Source organism: Halalkalibacter alkalisediminis (assembly GCF_028610705.1).
Classification (GTDB): domain Bacteria; phylum Bacillota; class Bacilli; order Bacillales; family Bacillaceae_D; genus Halalkalibacter; species Halalkalibacter alkalisediminis.
Window position 1 is genome coordinate 1 of record NZ_JAQQWT010000030.1, and the last position, 19,502, is coordinate 19,502.

Here is a 19,502-nt window from a genome sequence, read left to right on the forward strand (position 1 = left end):
TTACAAAATCACTTAAAATTGACGAGAAAATCATGTTTTCTCTTTTCGCTTGGCTTTTGTTCAGTTTTCAAAGAACTCATTGTCGTTCTTAGCGACTTTAATATCATACCAACCAACAAGTTGGAAGTCAACATGTTTTTAAAAGTTTTTTTGACGATTAAAAACATTCTTCGGAACAACGAGATTAAATTTATCATTATCCCGTTAAATAGTCAACCGTTTTTTAAAATAAAATATATTAATTAACCGATTAATCACTGGTAAGCTTCCCCCTCCTTAATAGAAAAATAAATATACAATACTTATAAAACAAAAAAAGAGTAGCCTTCTCAGATTAATGAGAGCTACTCTTTTGAAACGTTTATTCAGATAAGAAGATAAAGTAAGCAAGGAATACAAAGAACAAAGCATACATAATCGGATGAACTTCTTTACCTTTACCTTTAGCTAGCATCGTTACAGGATATAAAATAAAGCCCATTGCAATCCCCGTTGCGATACTGTATGTTAACGGCATTGCAATAACCGTCATAAAAGCAGGTACAGCAATCTCAAATCTCTTCCAGTCAATTAAACCTAAAGATGAAGCCATTAAGATACCAACAATAATCAAAGCAGGCGCTGTTACTTGCGCTGTCACAACAGCAAGTAAAGGAGAGAAGAACAAAGCAACTAAGAATAATAAAGAAGTCACTACAGATGTAAATCCTGTTCGTCCACCTGCTGCTACACCAGAAGCAGATTCAATATAAGCTGTCGTTGTCGACGTTCCTAGAATAGCACCGATTGAAGTCGCACTCGAATCAGCAAGTAATGCTTTACCAGCACGAGGAAGCTTATTATCTTTTACAAATCCAGCTTGATTCGCAACTGCATAAAGCGTTCCAGCTGTATCAAAGAAATCGACAAATAAGAAAGTTAAAATAACAACTAACAACTGCCAAGTGAAAACAGTAGACCAATCAAGGGCAAATGCTTGACCAAACGTTGGAGCTAAACTTGGAACAGCTCCTACAATTGCTTCAGGAGGTGCAATTACCCCCGTTAAAATACCAGCTACAGCAGTGAGAACCATACCATAAAAAATTCCACCCTTGATACCGCGCACCATAAAGATAACAGTAATGACAATTCCGAAAATAGCTACTAACGTAGGTCCAGAGAGCAAATCTCCTAACGTTACAGCAGTCGCTTCATAAGGAACAACGATGCCCGCTCCCTTTAAACCAATAAATGCAATAAACAGTCCAATACCTGCAGCTGCCGCATACTTAAGTTCAGCAGGAATGGCATTAATGATTACTTCACGAATTTTAAAGACAGTAATAAGAATAAAAATAATACCTGAAACAAAAACACCGAATAAAGCAACTTGCCACTCGATCCCCATTCCAAGAACAACAGAATAAGCAAAGAACGCATTAAGTCCCATCCCTGGAGCTAAAGCAATTGGGTATTTAGCTAACACACCCATAATCAACGTTCCGATCGCAGCAGCCAATGCAGTAGCAGTAAATACAGCCCCTAGATCCATTCCTGCATCCGCTAAGATCATTGGATTTACAAATAGGATGTAAGCCATCGATAGGAAAGTAGTTAACCCAGCAACCGACTCTCTTCTGTATGTTGTACCATGTTCTTTAAATCCAAAATAACGATCCATTTCGTTTTCCCCCAATAAAATTAGTCTTACTCGTAATATAAACAAAAAAAAGCTTCCAATACATCTCGCCTGGAAGCTTAACTGACAAAAAATCGTATATACCATAAAAAATGGAATAGATTGATTTTTTCGTAGTCAAGCTCTTTACGGGAAGCTTGGTAGAGACTCGCAGGCCATATCCCTGCAGTTATACGAAAAGAATACTAGTCTTCGCAAAAAGAATTGTATCAATCAATCTATTCCTTGTCAATGAATTCACGAACATTATTTTATTTTTTCATCGAATCGTTCGTGTTTTACCTTTTATTCCCACTCGATTGTTGCTGGTGGCTTTGAAGTCACATCATAAACAACACGGTTTACATGCTTCACTTCATTTACAATTCTCGTTGAGATAATCTCAAGAACATCCCAAGGGATACGAGCCCAGTCCGATGTCATCCCATCAATTGATGTGACCGCTCGGATTCCAACCGTGTAATCATATGTTCTAGCATCACCCATAACTCCCACACTTCTCATGTTAGGAAGAGCCGTGAAATACTGCCAGATTTCACGTTCAAGTCCAGCTTTCTTTATTTCTTCACGAAGAATGGCATCTGATTCACGAACAATCTCCAATTTTTCATCCGTAATTTCTCCAAGGACACGAATACCAAGTCCCGGACCTGGGAAAGGTTGACGCCATACAATCTCATCAGCTATTCCAAGTTCCGCTCCAAGCTTACGAACTTCATCTTTAAATAACGTATTTAACGGTTCAATTAGCTCGAAACGCATATCTTCAGGTAAACCACCAACATTGTGGTGAGACTTAATCGTTTGCGCTGTATCCGTACCACTTTCGACAATATCTGTATAAAGCGTTCCTTGCGCAAGGAAATCCATGTCTTTTAACTTTCCAGCTTCTTCGTCAAATACGTAAATGAATTCATTACCAATTATTTTACGTTTTTGCTCTGGATCCGTAACGCCTCTTAATTTACCTAAGAAACGTTCTTGAGCATCAATCTTAATTACTTTCATATTAAAGCCTTCACTGAATGTTTCCATCACGCTTTCCGCTTCACCTTTACGAAGAAGCCCATGATCAATAAACATACAAGTTAATTGATCACCAATCGCTTTATGGATTAACACAGCAACAACCGATGAATCGACACCGCCACTTAACGCACACAGAACTTGCTTGTCCCCTACTTGCTCACGAATTTTCTCCATTTCGATTTCAACGAAGTTTTCCATTGACCATTCGCCTTTACAACCACAAATTTCAAAGGCAAAGTTCTTTAGCATATCATTTCCAAATTCTGAGTGACGTACTTCCGGATGGAATTGAACACCATACATGCTTCTTTCTTCATTACTCATGGCAGCAACAGGAGTCGACGGATTGAACGCATCGACAACAAAGCCTTCCGGCGGAGCAGTAATCAAATCACCATGACTCATCCAAGTAGATTGTTCAATCGGCAAGCCTTTGAAGATTTTTGATTGATTTTCCACTTTAATAATCGCTTTACCGTATTCCCGGTGATCAGCCGCATCAACTTTCCCACCAAAATGTTGAGTCATAAGCTGCATCCCATAACAAATACCAAAAATAGGAATACCTAAATCATAAATGGCAGGGTCACACTTAGGAGCCCCTTCGACATAAGCGCTATTCGGACCACCCGAGAAAATAATCCCTTTAGGGTTCATCGCCTTTATCTCTTCTGCTGTGATTTTATTTGAGTGCAACTCACTATACACACCTAAATCACGTATCCTTCTAGCAATTAACTGATTGTATTGCCCTCCAAAATCAAGAACAATGATCATTTCTTGGTTTAATTCCGTCATACTTTCCCACCCTTTTTTTGTTTTCATCCATACTACCTAATAAAAAAGCTAGAATCCACCCCCGTTGTCCAAAAAAAACAATACAAAGGCAGAATTCTAGCTTTCTGCCTTCATAGTCAGATTGTTTACGGTAATCCGGTAGATACTCTCAGGCCATATTCCTAAGGATATACGAAGGTTTATTCATTCGTCATTTTCAAATACTGATTAATTTTATCAGTGAGCTATCAACCGGTCAAGAATCGATTTTACGAACGAACGTTACCCAGTTAGATTTTTGGTTGGTCCAGCTTGAATCGATCGATTGGCCACCATACATAATTTTTTCATATTCAATCGTCAAACTCATCATCTCAGTTGCAGAATAGTGATGATCCATCCTTTCCGCATATTCTCTAAGCGTTTCACCATCTTGTCTCTTCCAACCAATATAGGTTAACAGCCAGAGTAGACGTTCATACGCTTGAATAAAAGCTTTTTCATCATCACGATTGCGAAACCTTGTTAAGATATAGTATCGGACAATGCGTTTATTTTTAAGCAAGGCAAAAAGAAGAATTCCACCAAATAAAACTAATACGATCCACGGTCCACCTGGAATGGTCCACTTTCCTGCCCCCCCTCCACTTGAAGCTGGAGCAACTTCATCATCCCCTTCAAGTTCAGCGAATACCTCTTCCGCCTCCGGCTCAGTTTCCTCAATTTCTGATTCAATCTCCGTTTCTGTATCCGCTACTTCCACTTCAGGTTCTATAAAATCAACATTGTGATCAAATCCACGCGTTGGTTCAAACGGGACCCAACCTACTTCTGGAAAGTACACTTCGACCCAAGAGTGCGCGTTCGCATTCGTCACTTGGTAGACATCTCTTTTGTCATCGAGCGACTCAATTACTTCCCCTTGCGTAAATCCCTTGGCCCATCTAGCTGGAATATCCATAGTCCGTAACAATACAATCATAGAAGTAGAGAAATTATCGCAATAGCCTCTTTGCGTCTCGAACAAAAATTGATCGACATAATCTTCACCATCTCTTGGCACAGGAACATCTTGGGTTTCATACTGAAAATCTCCTTGACCAAAATAAGCCTCCACTGCTTTTGCTCGGTCATATCGATTGCCTATATTTGCAGTAATCTCCATTGCCAACTCCGCAACTCGCTCAGGTAAATCATCAGGGAGCTGCGTATAATATTGTTGGATCATGTGCGGGTCTTGTTCACTCGATGAACGAAGTCCATCGATTTGATAGCTAGGATACCGGTATCCATAACGATAATTGGAAAGTTGGACAGCTTCCACACCATTAAATGTACTAGCTTTTCCCGTATAAGCATCCTGGAACAGGTCCACACCCATCAGTCGATCTGTAACTTCCAATTCGCCAGGATAAAATAAATGGTCAAAAAGGACCTCACCAGATTCATTTGTAAAAGCAACTTCCGCCTCTAACTGTTCATATTCAACAGACGATGAAGAACTAACTAGCTCAGATTCTTTTTTCACAAGAGGCGTCGCAATATCCCACCCTCTACCTGTGTAAAAATCTTTTGTTTCTCCTCGCCAATAGTGATCAGTTGTTGCCGCCGCATAAAAAACAGGCGTGTCGTCATCGATAAATCCTCCACCGAGCCGTTCATCATTATCACCATATCCAATTCGTTGGACTGGGTCACCTGTGCCACTCTCTCCTATACCAACAGCAGCTTGTACAAAGGGGACAGGATCCCCCCATTGCGGTTCTAATTTCGGCGATAGAAACCCTAACAGTCCACCTACCCCTATCATAATAACCAGTAAAACAGCGAGTCGAGCCGGTAAAAATCTAGGAGCAGAATAAACAGGTTGCTGCTCAATCATTCGATACATAGTCACTAATCCAAGTAGTAAAAATCCTATAATAAACGTTCTAATAATAGCAAAAGTTGCATCATAGATCGTAAACGTATCAATAACTGCCACATAAATAACAGTGAAAATAAGAAAAAATAATATTCTTCTCGCATGAACCGTCCAATAAAATAATAAATAACTCATAATCGATAACAGGACAAAAAATAAAAAACTACGAAACAGATCCGTTAAGCCATGCCAACCTCCTGCAAACATTAACTCTATATTTTCTTTTATATCGACTGCAATCAACCCAAGCCAGTCTAACGACAAAAATGGACCATCAAAAAACACTAAGTAAAGACCATAGAAGATGACCAGTAACTTTAACAGCATTGAAATTACAACAGGTAATTGTAAGAAAGTAATAAAAAAGAAAACAGCTGTGACCAACACAAAAACATGGATAAAACCTGTATCCGTTACATACGGGAGCGGCAAAAGCCATTCCAATAATAGCAAGAAACTAAGTCCATAAAGCAGGAAATCTCTTCCTGATTCCATTTGCCTTTTTTCTATACGCACGCTTCTGCCCTCCCCCTTTTTTACTCATTTGTTATAAACAGAGAAACTCCTAAGTTTTCTAAGTCTTGCAGATGAACTCGGTCTTGATCCATTAACGAAACGAGACAAAGAGTTAACACGACACCCTGGTCAATCATCGTTGAACATGCTTTTACCACTTGTTTGTTTAGTTCAGAACAGACAAAATAAACATGCATCCCTTGCCATTCACGATAAATGCCATCTATGACCTTCACGGATTGGTTGGTAGCCACGACCTTCGCTAATAAAAGCAAACCTTGTCCAATCGAACGTTCTGTGACATTTAAACACATCCAATTATGAGAACGAACAGCCATGTTAGGGAAAGTTTGTTTCTCAGTAAACGTAGCTACTAATGAAGCCGCTAGTTCAATGGACTGTTCAAATTTTCTTTCCGTGGCGAGATTACAATAGGAATCAAAGGCAACAACAACTCCTTCACCTTGGTAAGATTCGAACTCCTTCGTCATTAAATGAGAAGAACGAGCTGATTGCTTCCAATCAATAGATGTCAATCTGTCACCAGGTACATATTGCCGAACGCCTGCAAGAGAGCGGTCTTCTTCAAATGATTGCCTAATATGCATTCCCTCTAACTGCCTCGGTCTCCCCTCAGCCGGGATTTTCTTTAGCTTTTGAAAATGAGGATAAACCACAACCGTCGTTTCAAAATCTAATGTAGATTTTCGTTCAAACAACCCAAATAAATCGCCAAATGCCAAAGTAAGTTTCTCAAATGTATGACTTCCTCTTTTTACATCATATACCGTGTAAGAAAAAACTAACTTCCTCTGAAACGAAAAGAAAAAGAGAAATCCAGACTCTTCATAGTTTCCTAGATTAGGAGGGATCACATCTTGAATTCGAACGAAAAAGAATGGTTGAAGCGCACGCTTATAAACAGTTATTGTTATCGTAAGATTTTCACCAGCCTGCAAGACCTCTTTGCTGACTTCACGTTCTACACACTTAACTCGAAATGGGTAAATCGCAACTAAAATTGTAAAAACCAACACTGTCATCACACTATAAAATAAAAACCAACTAACAAAACCACCTTGGAACATCGCATAAGAAAATACGGTTAAAACAAATATGAGTAAGAAAACGAGTTTAATATAAGGACGAAACCTCTCCAACCATTTCACACTCACGAGCGAGTCAACCTTCTTTGATTGACCGGTATGCTCACATGCTCAAGAATCGAGTGAACCACTTCTTCAGCTGTACGATTAGACATTCTACTTTCGGCTGTTAGCATCATACGATGAGCCAATACATAAGGCGCTAGATGCTTAACGTCATCCGGTATAACATATTCTCGTCCTTGTAGAAATGCATATGCTTGAGAAGCTTTCATGAGCGCAATTGTCCCCCTCGGACTCACTCCTAGCTCAACCGATCGATGTCTTCTTGTTTCATGAACAAGATCAACCATATACATTTTCACTTCTTCACTAACAAGGATGTTTGTCATTTCAGTTTGGATAGCAATAACCTCGTTTGTGGACATAACCGCTTCTAACGACTCTAATGGGTGACGATGTTGCAATCTATTTAATACCTCAAGTTCTTCCATTGCAGAAGGGTACCCTAAGTTTAACTTTAGTAAAAAACGATCTAATTGAGCTTCTGGTAACGGAAACGTCCCTGCGTACTCAATTGGATTTTGTGTCGCCATTACAAAAAACGGCTTTTCAAGTTGAAGCGTTTCTCCATCAACCGTCACACTGCCTTCTTCTAGAGATTCTAGTAATGCCGATTGCGTTTTCGGTGATGTCCGATTAATTTCATCAGCAAGTACAATATTAGCCATAATAGGACCTGGACGAAATTCAAATTGTTGCGAACGTTGATTATAAATAGAAACGCCTGTCACATCTGAAGGTAACAGATCAGGTGTAAATTGAATACGTTTGAACTCTGCTCCGAGCGAACGGGCAATTGCCTTTACCATCATCGTTTTACCAACACCTGGAACATCCTCAAGGAGAACATGCCCTCCAGCAAAAAGAGCAATTAGGCTTAACTCAACCTCTTTTCGCTTACCGACTACAACTTGTTCAATATTCGATATTACTTTTTCTATTTGATCACGCGATGTCACCATGAATTGGCCTCCATTTCCAAAAAAACTTCTAGTTTTCATCATACCATCTCACCCTGGAAAAAACGTTACAATTGCATTACCAATTTTATGAGAAAAACAAAGCAGTTCGATTTACATGGATTGCTCGTTATTTTCCGAGTAATATTTTCTTTCTTTTCTCATATACTTATCTTTCAACCATATTAAAATACGACAACGAAAAGGAGGGATAATATGGGCCTTTGTCTATCGCTCATTATCATTGGTCTTACCATTGGATTTGCTACGTTTGGCTACGTTGGATTACTTCTCGGATTGGTTGTTGCATTATTAGCTTCGTGGATCACAAACCAAATCATCTATAAAAAAAACTCCAGAAACTCTCCTTCACAACTAACACCTGATGAAACCCTTTAGAATATTCGATATTTCCTCCTCTCTAGCGCATACTAATAAGTAAAGGAGGAGGGAATATGACTTATCATTTATACTCTCATAATGATTTAGATGGCGTTGCCTGCGGTATTTTAGCCAAATTGTCCTTTCAAGAAAATGTAGAAGTTCGTTATAACTCTGTACAAGGACTGAACTTCCAAGTAGAGCGTTTCTTAGAACAAAAAGCTAATAATGATGCAGTCCTCTTCATAACTGATTTATCTGTACATAGTGAAAATGAAAAGCGACTTCAACATTTTTTTAATAAAGGCGGAAAGGTACATTTACTTGACCATCATAAAACCGCTCTTCATTTTAACAAGTACAAATGGGCAACTGTGAAAGTCGAATATGAAGATGGTCGCCTAGCTTCTGCGACATCCATCTTCTATGACTATTTAAAAGAAAAGAAGCTTATCAAAGAAAATCCTGCTATTGACACTTTTGTCGACCTTGTTAGACAGTGGGATACGTGGGAATGGGATAAAAATAACACAATTGACGCTAAACGATTAAATGACCTCTTTTATATGATTGCCATTGAGGAATTTGAAGAGCGGATGGTCCAACGACTTCAAAGAGCAGACTCTTTTGCCTTTGATGACTTCGAAGAAAAAATCTTAAACATGGAAGACAATAAGATCGAGCGTTACATTCATAGAAAAAGAAGAGAGCTCGTACAAACTTTTATTAACGATTATTGCGTCGGGGTTGTTTACGCAGAATCGTATCATTCTGAACTAGGAAATGTGATCGGGAAGGAGAGTCCCCACCTCGATTACATTGCCATCCTAAATGCAGGTGGTAAAAAAATTGCTTTTCGCACGATCCATGACGACATTGATGTCTCAGAGATCGCCAACCAATTCGGAGGTGGCGGCCATGCAAAAGCAGCCGGCTGCAGCATGAACGAAGATGCTTTTAGATTATATATTATGGAAACATTCCCGCTCGAATCGTTGAGAATCGACGCACCAAAGAATCAAGTTAATCTAAAAGGTTCGGAACAAGGCTCTCTTTACATGGACCGAGAAGATCATTATTACTTTATTTCACCCACTTCAGATCAAGACTGGGTCCTCAAGCAAGATAAAACCCTTTTAGAAACTTTCGGATCTTTCCAAGAGGCAGAGCGACACATGAAGCGGCAATATGGAGCCTGGCTCGTACGGGATGACGCTTTTGAAAAGTATAAGTCTGACAACAAGCTTTCGAAAAGCTGATCCCAGAGGACAAAAGCATCGAGCCCTAGAACGAAAACTAGTCTGAACCTCGTAATGGTTCAGACTAGTTTTTTTACTATTGAAGTAGCTTTCACCAGCTCGGTTGATTCCGCCGAGCTCGTTAACGGAACTTATGTCCGTCACTCTTCATAAATTGGAGTTTTTTAGTAATTAACAGAACACATGTCCAGCCATTTATAACTTATTTAAATCAAATTCAGGGACTAACCCTTCTTTCATCGCTCTTCCAAGCAAAGCCCTTACTGCTGCATAGCCGTCTTCACCTAGATTTTCGGTAAACTCATTTACATACAAATCGATATGTGATTGAGCTACTTCCATGGATAGCTCCTGTGCATGCTCCAACACATACGTTTGAGAAACTTCCGGGTGAGACCAAGCGTATTTTACAGAAGCTCTTACCCATTTAGTGATCTCTTCAATATCCAATGATCGATGGGCAATAATCGCTCCTAATGGGATCGGCAAACCTGTATCTTCTTCCCACCAATTTCCGAGATCGGCCAGTAAACTAAGTTCATATTGAGGATATGTAAATCTTGCCTCATGTATAACCAGCCCAGCATCAATCTTTCCGTCCCTAACAGCCGGCATGATCTCATGGAAAGGCATTACAACAATTTCACCAACACCGCCGGGTACATTTTGAGCTGTCCAAAGGCGGAATAGCAAATAGGCCGTCGATCTTTCACTCGGAACTGCGATGCGAAGGCCGGATAATGAAGCGGGATCGTTCATTTGATCTTTCGTTAATACTAACGGCCCACATCCTCTTCCTAGCGCACCCCCACACGCAATAAGAGTATACTCATCTAACACCCATGGCAGGGCTGCATATGATATTTTTTGAATTTCAGGCCCTTTCCCTTCAGCTGCCCAATTATTTGTCTTATCAATATCAGCATACGTGACATCTAACTCGGGAGCCCCTGCAATCAACCCATGTACCCAAGCATGAAAAACAAATGTATCATTTGGACAAGGAGAAAATGCAATTTTCACTATCTAAACACCTCTCTTAATACGGAGCTAGCCTGCTCGAGTGTTGCTAGCGCCTCTTTAATTTTCCAAGCATTTCGGTCTCTTGGCCCGACCATATTTGAAATCGTTCGTATCTCAAGGATAGGAATCTTTCTTTTCTGTGCCGCAACAGCAACCCCAAAACCTTCCATTGCCTCCGCTACAGCGTTTGGCACTGCTCTCTCTAACTTCTCCGCTGTTTCGCGAGTCCCCGTCACCGTGGAGAGTGTCAGTATAGGACCTGACTGAACCTTTTGGCCTTTCTCCCTTAACGCTGTCGTTACAGAAGTATATAGAGTTTCATTCACCTTAACACAAGCGCTTCCCAATTTCAGTTCTTCTAAACTTAAAAAACCTTCCTTTGACTCTGCCCCAAGATCAGCTGCAATTAATTCACTAGACACAACAACCGATTCTATATCTGCCTTCCCCTTAAAACCACCAGCAATTCCAGCATTAATAACTAAGTCATATTCAGTTGATGCAAGAAGATAGGCCGTATTCACAGCAGCCGAGATAACCCCAACACCTACAACAGCTACTTCAAAGCCTTTAACGTCCCCTAATCCTCTTAAAACTGCTTGCTTTTCAGCTTCTACTGAAGTGACGATTAAAATTCGGGCATTTGCGCTATGTATGATTTTACTCATTAAAAACGCTCCTTGCTTTAAATGTAATAGACAAGCTTAATATGATTAGTATATCACCTTCCCCACACTAGATCTCATTTGCTGATTATGAAAAAAGCTTCTTCTATTAGAAAACATAGAAGAAGCTTTTTTTGAATTATACAATCCCTATTACCATCGCCACGATAATAAGTACGATACTAAATCCCCACATCCAGAAAAAGGAGTAGCGAATATGTTTACCCATTTCAAGTCCCGCTAAACCAAGGGCTAACCATAGCGCAGGAGAGAATGGACTGATAAACGTCCCAATGATATTTCCAATTGTCATCGCATAAGCCGCTGAAGCTGCGTCAACACCATAGCCGGTAACAATTTGTTCGACAACTGGTAGCAACGCAAAGTAATAAGCATCCGTGTTTAAAATTAATTCAAACGGAACTCCTAAGAAACCAATAATCAGATGCAAATATGGAATTAACATCGCAGGCAAAATCGCTACAAGATCTGTCGCTAAAGAATCTAACATCCCTGATCCACCAAGGATTCCTAAGAAAGACCCTGCCGCAAGAATGATAGAAGCCATCAAAAGAGCATTCGGCGCGTGAGCTTTAATCCGTTCCATTTGGTCGTCTACTTTAGGATAATTCAATGGTAATGCAATACTAAGTGCAATCATAAAGATGAAACCTGCTGGGATAATCCCCCAAACTAACATCGCAATTAAACCGAGAGTTAGCAACAGATTAATCCAAAGTAGTTTCGGACGAGCTAATCCATTCTTACCCTTTTCAGGAACAGAGCTTTCTGTATATTCAGCTGTCGCTGCTACTTCAAGTTCTGCTCTTTCTGTCTCGCTAAGTCTCGCAATACGACGCTTTTCTCGCATTCCTAAAATCACAGCCATCGCAATTAATAAAACCATTGCAATCAGTTGCAAAGGAATAAGCGGTCTCCATAATTCTGTAGGATCTACCCCTAGCACGGCCCCAACACGACCTATCGGACCGCCCCATGGAACCATGTTAATGATACTTGCACTTGTTCCAACTAATAACAAAAGTAAATATGGACTCATCTTTAATCGCTTGTATAAAGGAAGTAAAGCCGGGATCGTAATTAAAAAGGTGGATGCACCGGAACCATCAAGGTGAGCAATGGCAGCAATGATCACCGTCCCTACCGTAACCGCTATTACATCCCCTCTTGAGATGGCGATCATTTTATTAATGATTGGATCAAATAAGCCTGCATCTTGCATGACACCGAAATAGAGTATGGCAAAAATAAACATAATGACAACATTGATCACTTTATCAATCCCATCACTGAAGAACACCCCAATCTCAGGAAAACCAAATCCAGCTACTAAAGCACCTATAATAGGAACAATAACAAGCCCAATAATAGGAGTAACCCTCCCACTTAGAAGCAACAAAACAATGATAAGAATGGTTGCAAAACCGATGATACTAAGCATTTATCTCTCCCCTTTCTAATAGTTCAAAGAGAGGGTCGCTTATTGAAAGCGGATACATTTTATCACCCGATCATTTCAACAAAATAAAAAATCTCTCTTTTTAGAAGTTTCTGATTTATATCTAGAAACTTACCACAAATTAAAAAGAGAGAACTAGATTATGAATATAAACTAATTAACGGTTATTAAATGCATTTTGTTCATAATGTTCACAGCCAGGTGTACCTGCGCTCTGGCCTTCCTACATCACCATACTTTAATGCTGCTTCTATCTTTTTAGCTGAAACGAGATACTCTAGGTACCGTCTGGCTGTTGAACGACTTGCACCAATCTCTTTCCCTAGTTCAATAGCCGTTACTCCTGTTTCTTTCTTTTGCATAATTGCCTGGATTTTTTCAAGCGTAAGGCGATCGATCCCCTTTGGTAAATCATCGGTTTGATTAGATAGTGTAGAGACGGGTGAACCTAACCCTCTAAGTCGATCAATTTCCTCCTGATCCATCTCTCGCTTAACTGTCAACATTTGGCGATGCTTCTGATACCTTTGTAACGTTTGTTCAAAACGCTGAAACTCAACAGGTTTAACGATGTAATCAAACGTCCCTCCTCGTAATGTCTCTTCTATTGTTAAGACTTCTTTGGCAGCCGTAATCATAATAATCTCCATTTGATGATAGTTTTTTCGAATTGTCCAAAATAAATCGAGACCTTCAACATCTGGAATATACACATCTAGAAGAATTAAGTCAGGTGTTTGATTATGTTTCAAAAAATGTTCTGTCTCAGCTCCGGTTTTACAAATAGCAAGAACGTCGAAGCCTGATATTTTCTCAACAAATTGGCGAGTAATTTCGGCTACTCTGAAATCATCCTCTACAATTAACACTTGATAGATCTCTTTCATATCAATCCTCCTGCTTCTCTTTCGGAATCGTAATAACGAAGCAAGCCCCTTGGAGATCTCCATCTTCTAAGAAGATACTTCCCCCTATATCAAGAAGAGCTTGTCTCGTTAAAGCTAATCCAATCCCTCGATGGGAACCTTTTTTCGTCGAGAATCCTTCAGTAAATATCTTTTCAGCTAACTCATCTGGTACTCCGGGCCCCGAATCTTCTATTTCAAACACAATATCTTCACCCATGTCTGTAAAGAAAACCGACACTTTACGATTAGATTCATTTCTTATTTTCGATGCATCAATTGCATTTTCTAGTAAGTTTCCTAGTACGGTTACGAGAGCGTTTCGTTGTTCCTCTAATAGAGGGTGCGTTAACTGACTTTCTGGGTCAATCGTCATTTGCACTCGTTGTTCCATTGCTTGGTTTAACTTTCCTAATAGTATAGCACTAACCATAGGGTCTGGAACCTTCTCCATTAGAAAATGAATCCAATCCTGTTGCATATTGCTCTCTCTCTTAATAAAAGCAACGACTTCTTCCTTTTTCTCTAACTGAACCAACCCTAAAATCGTGTACAGTTTGTTAGAGAATTCGTGTGTTTGAGCTCGCAACGCATCCGCATATTGCTTAATTTTTGTTAATTCTTTTGTTAAACGTTCAATTTCCGTTTTATTACGGAATGTCGAAACAGCTCCTATTAATTTATTTTTATAAAAAATAGGCACTCTATTAACCAATACAGTATGTTTCCCGATTAACATCTCTCTATCGAATTGACTTTCTCGCTTTTGAAGGACTTCCGGTAAAGTAGAAGACGGCAGGACGTCCGTAACCAGTCTACCTAAAAGCTTCTCCTTTTCGCCACCTTGAGAGGCAAGTAATCTTTGTGCAGCTGCATTAATTAGCGTAATAGCCCCATTCTCGTTCACCGCAATAATTCCTTCATGAGTTGACTGTAAGATTGTTTCTTTTTGTAATAATAAATGCGAGATCTCTTCTGGTTCGAGGCCAAACAAGACTCCTTTAATATAACGAGCAATAAAGATGGCCCCTATGATCCCTAGACCAACAATAAGAAAAATGACATACCATATTTCTCTGCTATAGGTATAAATAATAGATCGTACATCATCAACTAAGTATCCAACAGATACGACCCCTATTATATCTCCCTGTTCAGAATGAATCGGGACTTTCCCTCTAATCGAATACCCAAGTGACCCCATTGCCTTAGACACGTAGGATTCTCCGTGTATTAAAGCCGGTGCATTGTCCTCTCCTACCATCTTCTGTCCAATTTTCTCATATATCGGATGTGCGTATCGGATTTCATTAGTATTCCCTACAACAATAAACTCGGCGCCCGTCGCTTCTCGAATTGGTGTAACCAAAGGCTGAATGACTGTAGAAGGATCCTCAAGTTCGAATGCCTCCCGTAATTCAGGGATATGCGCTACACTCATTGCAACACTAAGCGCCCTTTCTCCTAATTGAGTTTCCAACGTATCCGAGAAAAAGTAATGCAAGAAAATGCCCATAATGGCAAACATACCAATAATAAGTAAACCTATTAACAAAATCATTTTCAGCTTTAACTTAAGCTTCACCTTTGGCTTATGTAAATGTTTCTCACTGACTCTGCTTTGAAGTGAACCCATCGAACTTCTCCTTTTTCAATTCAAGATTGTATAGTAGTCTTAGTTCCATTGTAATTCAAAAGAAATCATGCGACTAATTAAAGTTAAGAGGTTCAACAAGATTATGACACCACAACAAAGCCCACCAACTTTTTCGATCATTGGCAGGCACTTAACTGTTTTTTTCTAAAAGAGTAAGTTCCACCCTCTAGAGTAAGTTGAATCACTTTTTATCGCTTGTTCTATGATTTAATACATCACTTTGAAATTTTCTCAATCTTTTCATGGTCAGGCGCCAGTCTCTTTGTTCTTGCTTTTTCTTCTTTCTAATTAGAATCTTCAAATCTGCTTTGCGCGACTTGTCATTTTGCATGCTTCACAACACTCCTTTGTTTTTATGGACTGTATCTACGAATAATACCTATGTCGAATGATGCCTGACTTATGAATTGATTCCAACACAAAATTGAACCGCTCAATAGTCATTGAGCGGTTCACCATTTATTCGACTTAATCTGTCTAAATTGAAGTTCGGCATTACCGTTTATTTACCTTAAATTTCACCTTTTTTTAATTGTTTCATCTTATCACTAACAAATTCCACATCTGTTCCAACGATGACTTGAACGTTTGATTTATTAACTTTCATTACACCCTTTGCTCCATTTTTCTTTAGAGCAGTTTCATTAATTTTATCGGCATCGACTACCTGCAATCTGAGGCGAGTAGCACAATTATCAATAGCTACTACATTCTCATTTCCTCCTAGAGCTGCAAAAAAAGCAGTTGCCATTGCACTATATTTATCAGTCGTATCTAGAGAGGGTTCAGTTAACTCTTCATCCTTATCATCTTCTCGCCCTGGCGTTTTCAAATTTAATACGCGAATGACAACGTAGAAGATAACAAAGTAAATCGCTCCATATACCAAGCCGATTACTAATAACATTAATGGTTTTTGAGCAATACCGAAGTTTAGCATATAATCAATAAACCCTGCCGAGAACCCAAATCCATGTCGAATTTCAAGTACATACGTTAACGACATAGAGGCTCCCGTTAATATTGCGTGAATGACATATAATACAGGAGATAAGAACATAAAAGAAAACTCAATAGGCTCTGTTATTCCTGTCAAAAATGAAGTAAGTGCTAATCCAATAAACATACCAGTTACTTGTTTCTTCTTTTCTTTCTTAGCTGCCATGATCATCGCTAAACAAGCAGCTGGAAGACCAAACATCATAACAGGGAAGAAACCTGTCATGAAACTACCTGCAGTGGGATCACCTGCAAAGAATCGATTTAAATCACCTGTTGCACCGTTGAATTCACCAAACACAAACCAGACTAAACTATTTAGTACATGGTGCAATCCAATTGGGATCAAGAGACGATTTAAGAAACCAAAGACTCCAACTCCAACTGCACCTGCATCAATAATCCATTGTCCAAGTCCATTAATAAGATCTTGTATTGGAGGCCATACAATTCCAAAGACACCAGCTAATATCACCATTGTTGCAGCAGTAACAATGGGGACAAAACGTCTACCTGCAAAAAAGCCTAACCATTGTGGAAGTTGAATGTTATGAAAGCGGTTGTATAAAAGACCAGCAATAATACCACTTATAATACCACCTAACACAGCCATATTAATATTTTCATTAATGGCCTGTGTTCCATTTACGAGAACAAAATACCCTATTGCTCCTGCTAATGCAGCGGAACCATTATTATCATGGGCAAATCCAATGGCTACCCCCATAGCAAAAATCAGAGCTAAATTATCAAAAATAGCTGCGCCAGCCCCCGCCATAAATGGCATATTCAAGAAATCTTCTTGCCCTAGTCGTAAGAGCAATGCAGCAGCAGGTAAAACAGCAATCGGTAACATTAACGACTTACCAATCTTTTGCAAAAAATTAAGCATGTACCTCATCTCCTTTTAAAAAAATTATGATTATGATGAATTCATCCTATCACCAATTTAGTATAGATGTCTATACAGATTTTTAGATTTTTTTATTATACTATAAAAAAATCGTTTACACTTAGCAAAATTAAGATTTCATCATCAAAAGTGGTATAGACAACTTGCGATTTGAGTTGTAAGATAAAACAAGATACTCAAATTATCTTTGGGGGACACAATGAAAACAAATGTACTGTTGATTACGAACGTAAAAATTTATCAAGAAAATACTATTTATGAAAAGGGTTATCTCAAAATAGAGAACGAAGAAATTATTGAGATAGGTCCTATGGAACTTTGTCCATTTGACAAGTCAATTGAGGTTTTATCTTTTTCTAGTGAGCATTCTTTACTACCTGGTTTCATAGACCTCCACATTCATGGCTTACACGGGGCTGATACGATGGATGGTACGATGACCTCTCTTAAAAAGATGGCTAAAGCTCTTCCACTAGAAGGCACTACTAGTTTTTTAGCAACGACGATTACTCAATCAAATGAAAACATTGAAGCTGCCCTATCAAATGTAGCAGCATATGCGTCTACAAATAAAGAACAGCCTGCAGCTGATATTCTTGGCATACATCTAGAGGGGCCTTTTATTTCATCAGTTAGAGCAGGTGCTCAGCCCCTATCATTTATCCAAGAACCAGACATCGCTGTTTTTGACAAGTGGCATGAACTTTCAGGTGAATTGATTAAACTTGTAACGCTGGCTCCAGAAAGCAAAAATGGTATGGCATTGCTACAGCATTTAACTAAGATTGGCGTAGTTGCATCTATCGGTCATTCCGATGCAGTGTACAGTGAAGTTCAACATGCCATCGCTAGTGGTCTCAGGCATGTAACTCACCTCTATAATGGCATGCGCGGGTTTCATCATCGTGAACCAGGGGTTGCAGGTGCAGCATTAACACATAGTGAACTGATGGTTGAATTGATTGCCGATGGTTTACATGTGCACCCTGCCATTGTCAGAAGCACGTATAAAACCAAAAGTGCGAAAGAGATTATTCTTATAACAGATGCTATGCGCGCCAAAGGACTGGAAGATGGAAATTATGATTTAGGTGGACAACAAGTTCATGTCTCCGAAGGAAAAGCAGTATTAGAAGATGGGACATTAGCCGGCAGTATTTTAACTATGAATGATGCAATAAAAAATATGATTGCCTATACAGGCTGTACTCTTAGAGATGTAATCATTATGGCGGCTGAAAATCCTGCAAAGCAAATTGGTGTCTGGAGCAGAAAAGGCAGTATTGCGTTAGGAAAAGATGCTGATATCACGATTTTAGATGAGCACCTTAATGTGGTTATGACTATATGCAAAGGCAAAATCGCCTATAAGAAGGGAGAATAAATATGAAATTGATAAAAGTAAAAGACTATCAAGAAATGAGTTCAGTAGCCTCCAATTATATAAGTAATCAAGTAAGAAAGCATAATCCATTTACACTCGGTTTAGCCACTGGTGGCACTCCAAAAAAAACGTATGAACTTCTTATTGATGACCATAAAAACAATGGAACTTCTTACAGCCATGTTACTACCTTTAATTTGGACGAATATATTGGACTTACGAAAGAAGATTCTAATAGCTATCACTACTATATGAAACATGCTCTTTTTAAATACATTGATATTAATCCAAAAAACATTTTTATCCCAGATGGGTTATCCGAAAATATCGAGCAAGAATGTGCAGAATACGAGCAGAAGATCCGTACTTACGGAGGAGTTAACTTACAATTACTGGGGATAGGTGCAAATGGACATATTGGTTTTAACGAGCCAGGAACACCCTTTTCTAGTCAAACTCATGTTGTCGAGCTTACGCCATCCACTAGAACAGCAAATGCTCGCTATTTCAATTCCATTAAGCATGTCCCAACACACGCGATTACAATGGGTATTGCTTCTATTATGGCTAGTAAAGAAATTTTATTACTCGTGTCAGGTGAAGAAAAAAGCCAAGCACTTAAACACTTACTATCAGACGAGGCTCCTACCGAAAACTTTCCTGCTTCTATTTTAAGAAAGCACCCGTGTGTTACAATTATTGCTGATATAGATGCTCTAAAAGACTTGGACGAAAAAGGTGTTTCATCTTTATATACAATGTTGAATCTCTAAAAAGAGCC

Annotated in this window: 15 protein-coding genes and 2 riboswitches; of the genes, 4 read left to right on the forward strand and 11 right to left on the reverse strand. The window is 39.2% G+C overall.

Annotation, left to right across the window (positions count from 1 at the left end; all coding sequences use genetic code 11):
* Positions 1-361: 361 nt before the first annotated feature.
* From PQ474_RS21540 to PQ474_RS21560, 5 genes are all read right to left on the reverse strand, one after another.
* A complete protein-coding gene (locus PQ474_RS21540; protein WP_273847661.1) occupies positions 362-1,663 on the reverse strand; it encodes an NCS2 family permease in 1,302 nt (433 codons plus the stop codon).
* Between the two features lie 112 nt (positions 1,664-1,775).
* Positions 1,776-1,878: riboswitch (purine riboswitch) on the reverse strand.
* An 88-nt stretch (positions 1,879-1,966) separates the two neighbouring features.
* The gene (guaA, locus tag PQ474_RS21545) at positions 1,967-3,508 is read right to left on the reverse strand and encodes a glutamine-hydrolyzing GMP synthase (RefSeq protein ID WP_273847686.1); all 1,542 of its coding nucleotides are present in this window, start codon (positions 3,506-3,508) and stop codon (positions 1,967-1,969) included.
* A gap of 93 nt (positions 3,509-3,601) precedes the next feature.
* A riboswitch (purine riboswitch) is annotated at positions 3,602-3,703 on the reverse strand.
* A gap of 40 nt (positions 3,704-3,743) precedes the next feature.
* Entirely contained in the window at positions 3,744-5,927 is a 2,184-nt protein-coding gene (locus PQ474_RS21550; RefSeq protein WP_273847662.1) for a transglutaminase TgpA family protein, read from the reverse strand.
* A 20-nt stretch (positions 5,928-5,947) separates the two neighbouring features.
* Complete coding sequence (locus PQ474_RS21555; protein ID WP_273847663.1) at positions 5,948-7,102, reverse strand: DUF58 domain-containing protein; 1,155 nt, start codon at positions 7,100-7,102, stop codon at positions 5,948-5,950.
* Positions 7,099-8,097 (reverse strand): AAA family ATPase, encoded by a 999-nt coding sequence (locus tag PQ474_RS21560; protein WP_273847687.1) that lies wholly within the window; start codon positions 8,095-8,097, stop codon positions 7,099-7,101. The genes PQ474_RS21555 and PQ474_RS21560 overlap by 4 nt, the downstream gene beginning before the upstream one ends.
* A gap of 174 nt (positions 8,098-8,271) precedes the next feature.
* Between PQ474_RS21560 and PQ474_RS21565 the strand changes: the two genes are divergently transcribed.
* Positions 8,272-8,454, forward strand: coding sequence for a hypothetical protein (locus PQ474_RS21565; protein WP_273847664.1), 183 nt, complete (start codon positions 8,272-8,274; stop codon positions 8,452-8,454).
* 56 nt (positions 8,455-8,510) lie between these two features.
* Positions 8,511-9,695: a DHH family phosphoesterase gene (locus tag PQ474_RS21570; protein ID WP_273847665.1), complete on the forward strand. Its 1,185-nt coding sequence runs from the start codon at positions 8,511-8,513 to the stop codon at positions 9,693-9,695.
* Between the two features lie 195 nt (positions 9,696-9,890).
* On the opposite strand, the gene PQ474_RS21575 is transcribed toward PQ474_RS21570, so the two are convergent.
* The 6 genes from PQ474_RS21575 to nagE all read right to left on the reverse strand — a co-directional run bounded on the left by PQ474_RS21575 (position 9,891) and on the right by nagE (position 17,316).
* Positions 9,891-10,718 carry a 1,4-dihydroxy-6-naphtoate synthase gene (locus PQ474_RS21575; RefSeq protein ID WP_273847666.1) on the reverse strand — a complete coding sequence of 276 codons (828 nt, stop codon included), beginning with the start codon at positions 10,716-10,718 and terminating at the stop codon, positions 9,891-9,893.
* Positions 10,718-11,386, reverse strand: a complete 669-nt coding sequence (locus PQ474_RS21580; protein WP_273847667.1) for a futalosine hydrolase — start codon at positions 11,384-11,386, stop codon at positions 10,718-10,720. Before PQ474_RS21580 ends, PQ474_RS21575 begins: the two co-directional genes overlap by 1 nt.
* A 136-nt stretch (positions 11,387-11,522) precedes the next feature.
* Positions 11,523-12,845, reverse strand: a complete 1,323-nt coding sequence (locus tag PQ474_RS21585) for a CitMHS family transporter (protein ID WP_273847668.1) — start codon at positions 12,843-12,845, stop codon at positions 11,523-11,525.
* A 209-nt stretch (positions 12,846-13,054) separates the two neighbouring features.
* Entirely contained in the window at positions 13,055-13,750 is a 696-nt protein-coding gene (locus PQ474_RS21590) for a response regulator (RefSeq protein WP_273847669.1), read from the reverse strand.
* Between the two features lies 1 nt (position 13,751).
* Complete coding sequence (locus tag PQ474_RS21595; RefSeq protein WP_273847670.1) at positions 13,752-15,404, reverse strand: ATP-binding protein; 1,653 nt, start codon at positions 15,402-15,404, stop codon at positions 13,752-13,754.
* 532 nt (positions 15,405-15,936) lie between these two features.
* Complete coding sequence (gene nagE / locus PQ474_RS21600; RefSeq protein WP_273847671.1) at positions 15,937-17,316, reverse strand: N-acetylglucosamine-specific PTS transporter subunit IIBC; 1,380 nt, start codon at positions 17,314-17,316, stop codon at positions 15,937-15,939.
* 220 nt (positions 17,317-17,536) lie between these two features.
* On the opposite strand from nagE, the gene nagA reads away from it, so the two are divergent.
* Both nagA and nagB read left to right on the forward strand, forming a co-directional pair.
* Complete coding sequence (gene nagA, locus PQ474_RS21605; protein ID WP_273847672.1) at positions 17,537-18,721, forward strand: N-acetylglucosamine-6-phosphate deacetylase; 1,185 nt, start codon at positions 17,537-17,539, stop codon at positions 18,719-18,721.
* A 2-nt stretch (positions 18,722-18,723) separates the two neighbouring features.
* A complete protein-coding gene (gene nagB / locus PQ474_RS21610) occupies positions 18,724-19,494 on the forward strand; it encodes a glucosamine-6-phosphate deaminase (protein ID WP_273847673.1) in 771 nt (256 codons plus the stop codon).
* Positions 19,495-19,502 lie beyond the last annotated feature (8 nt).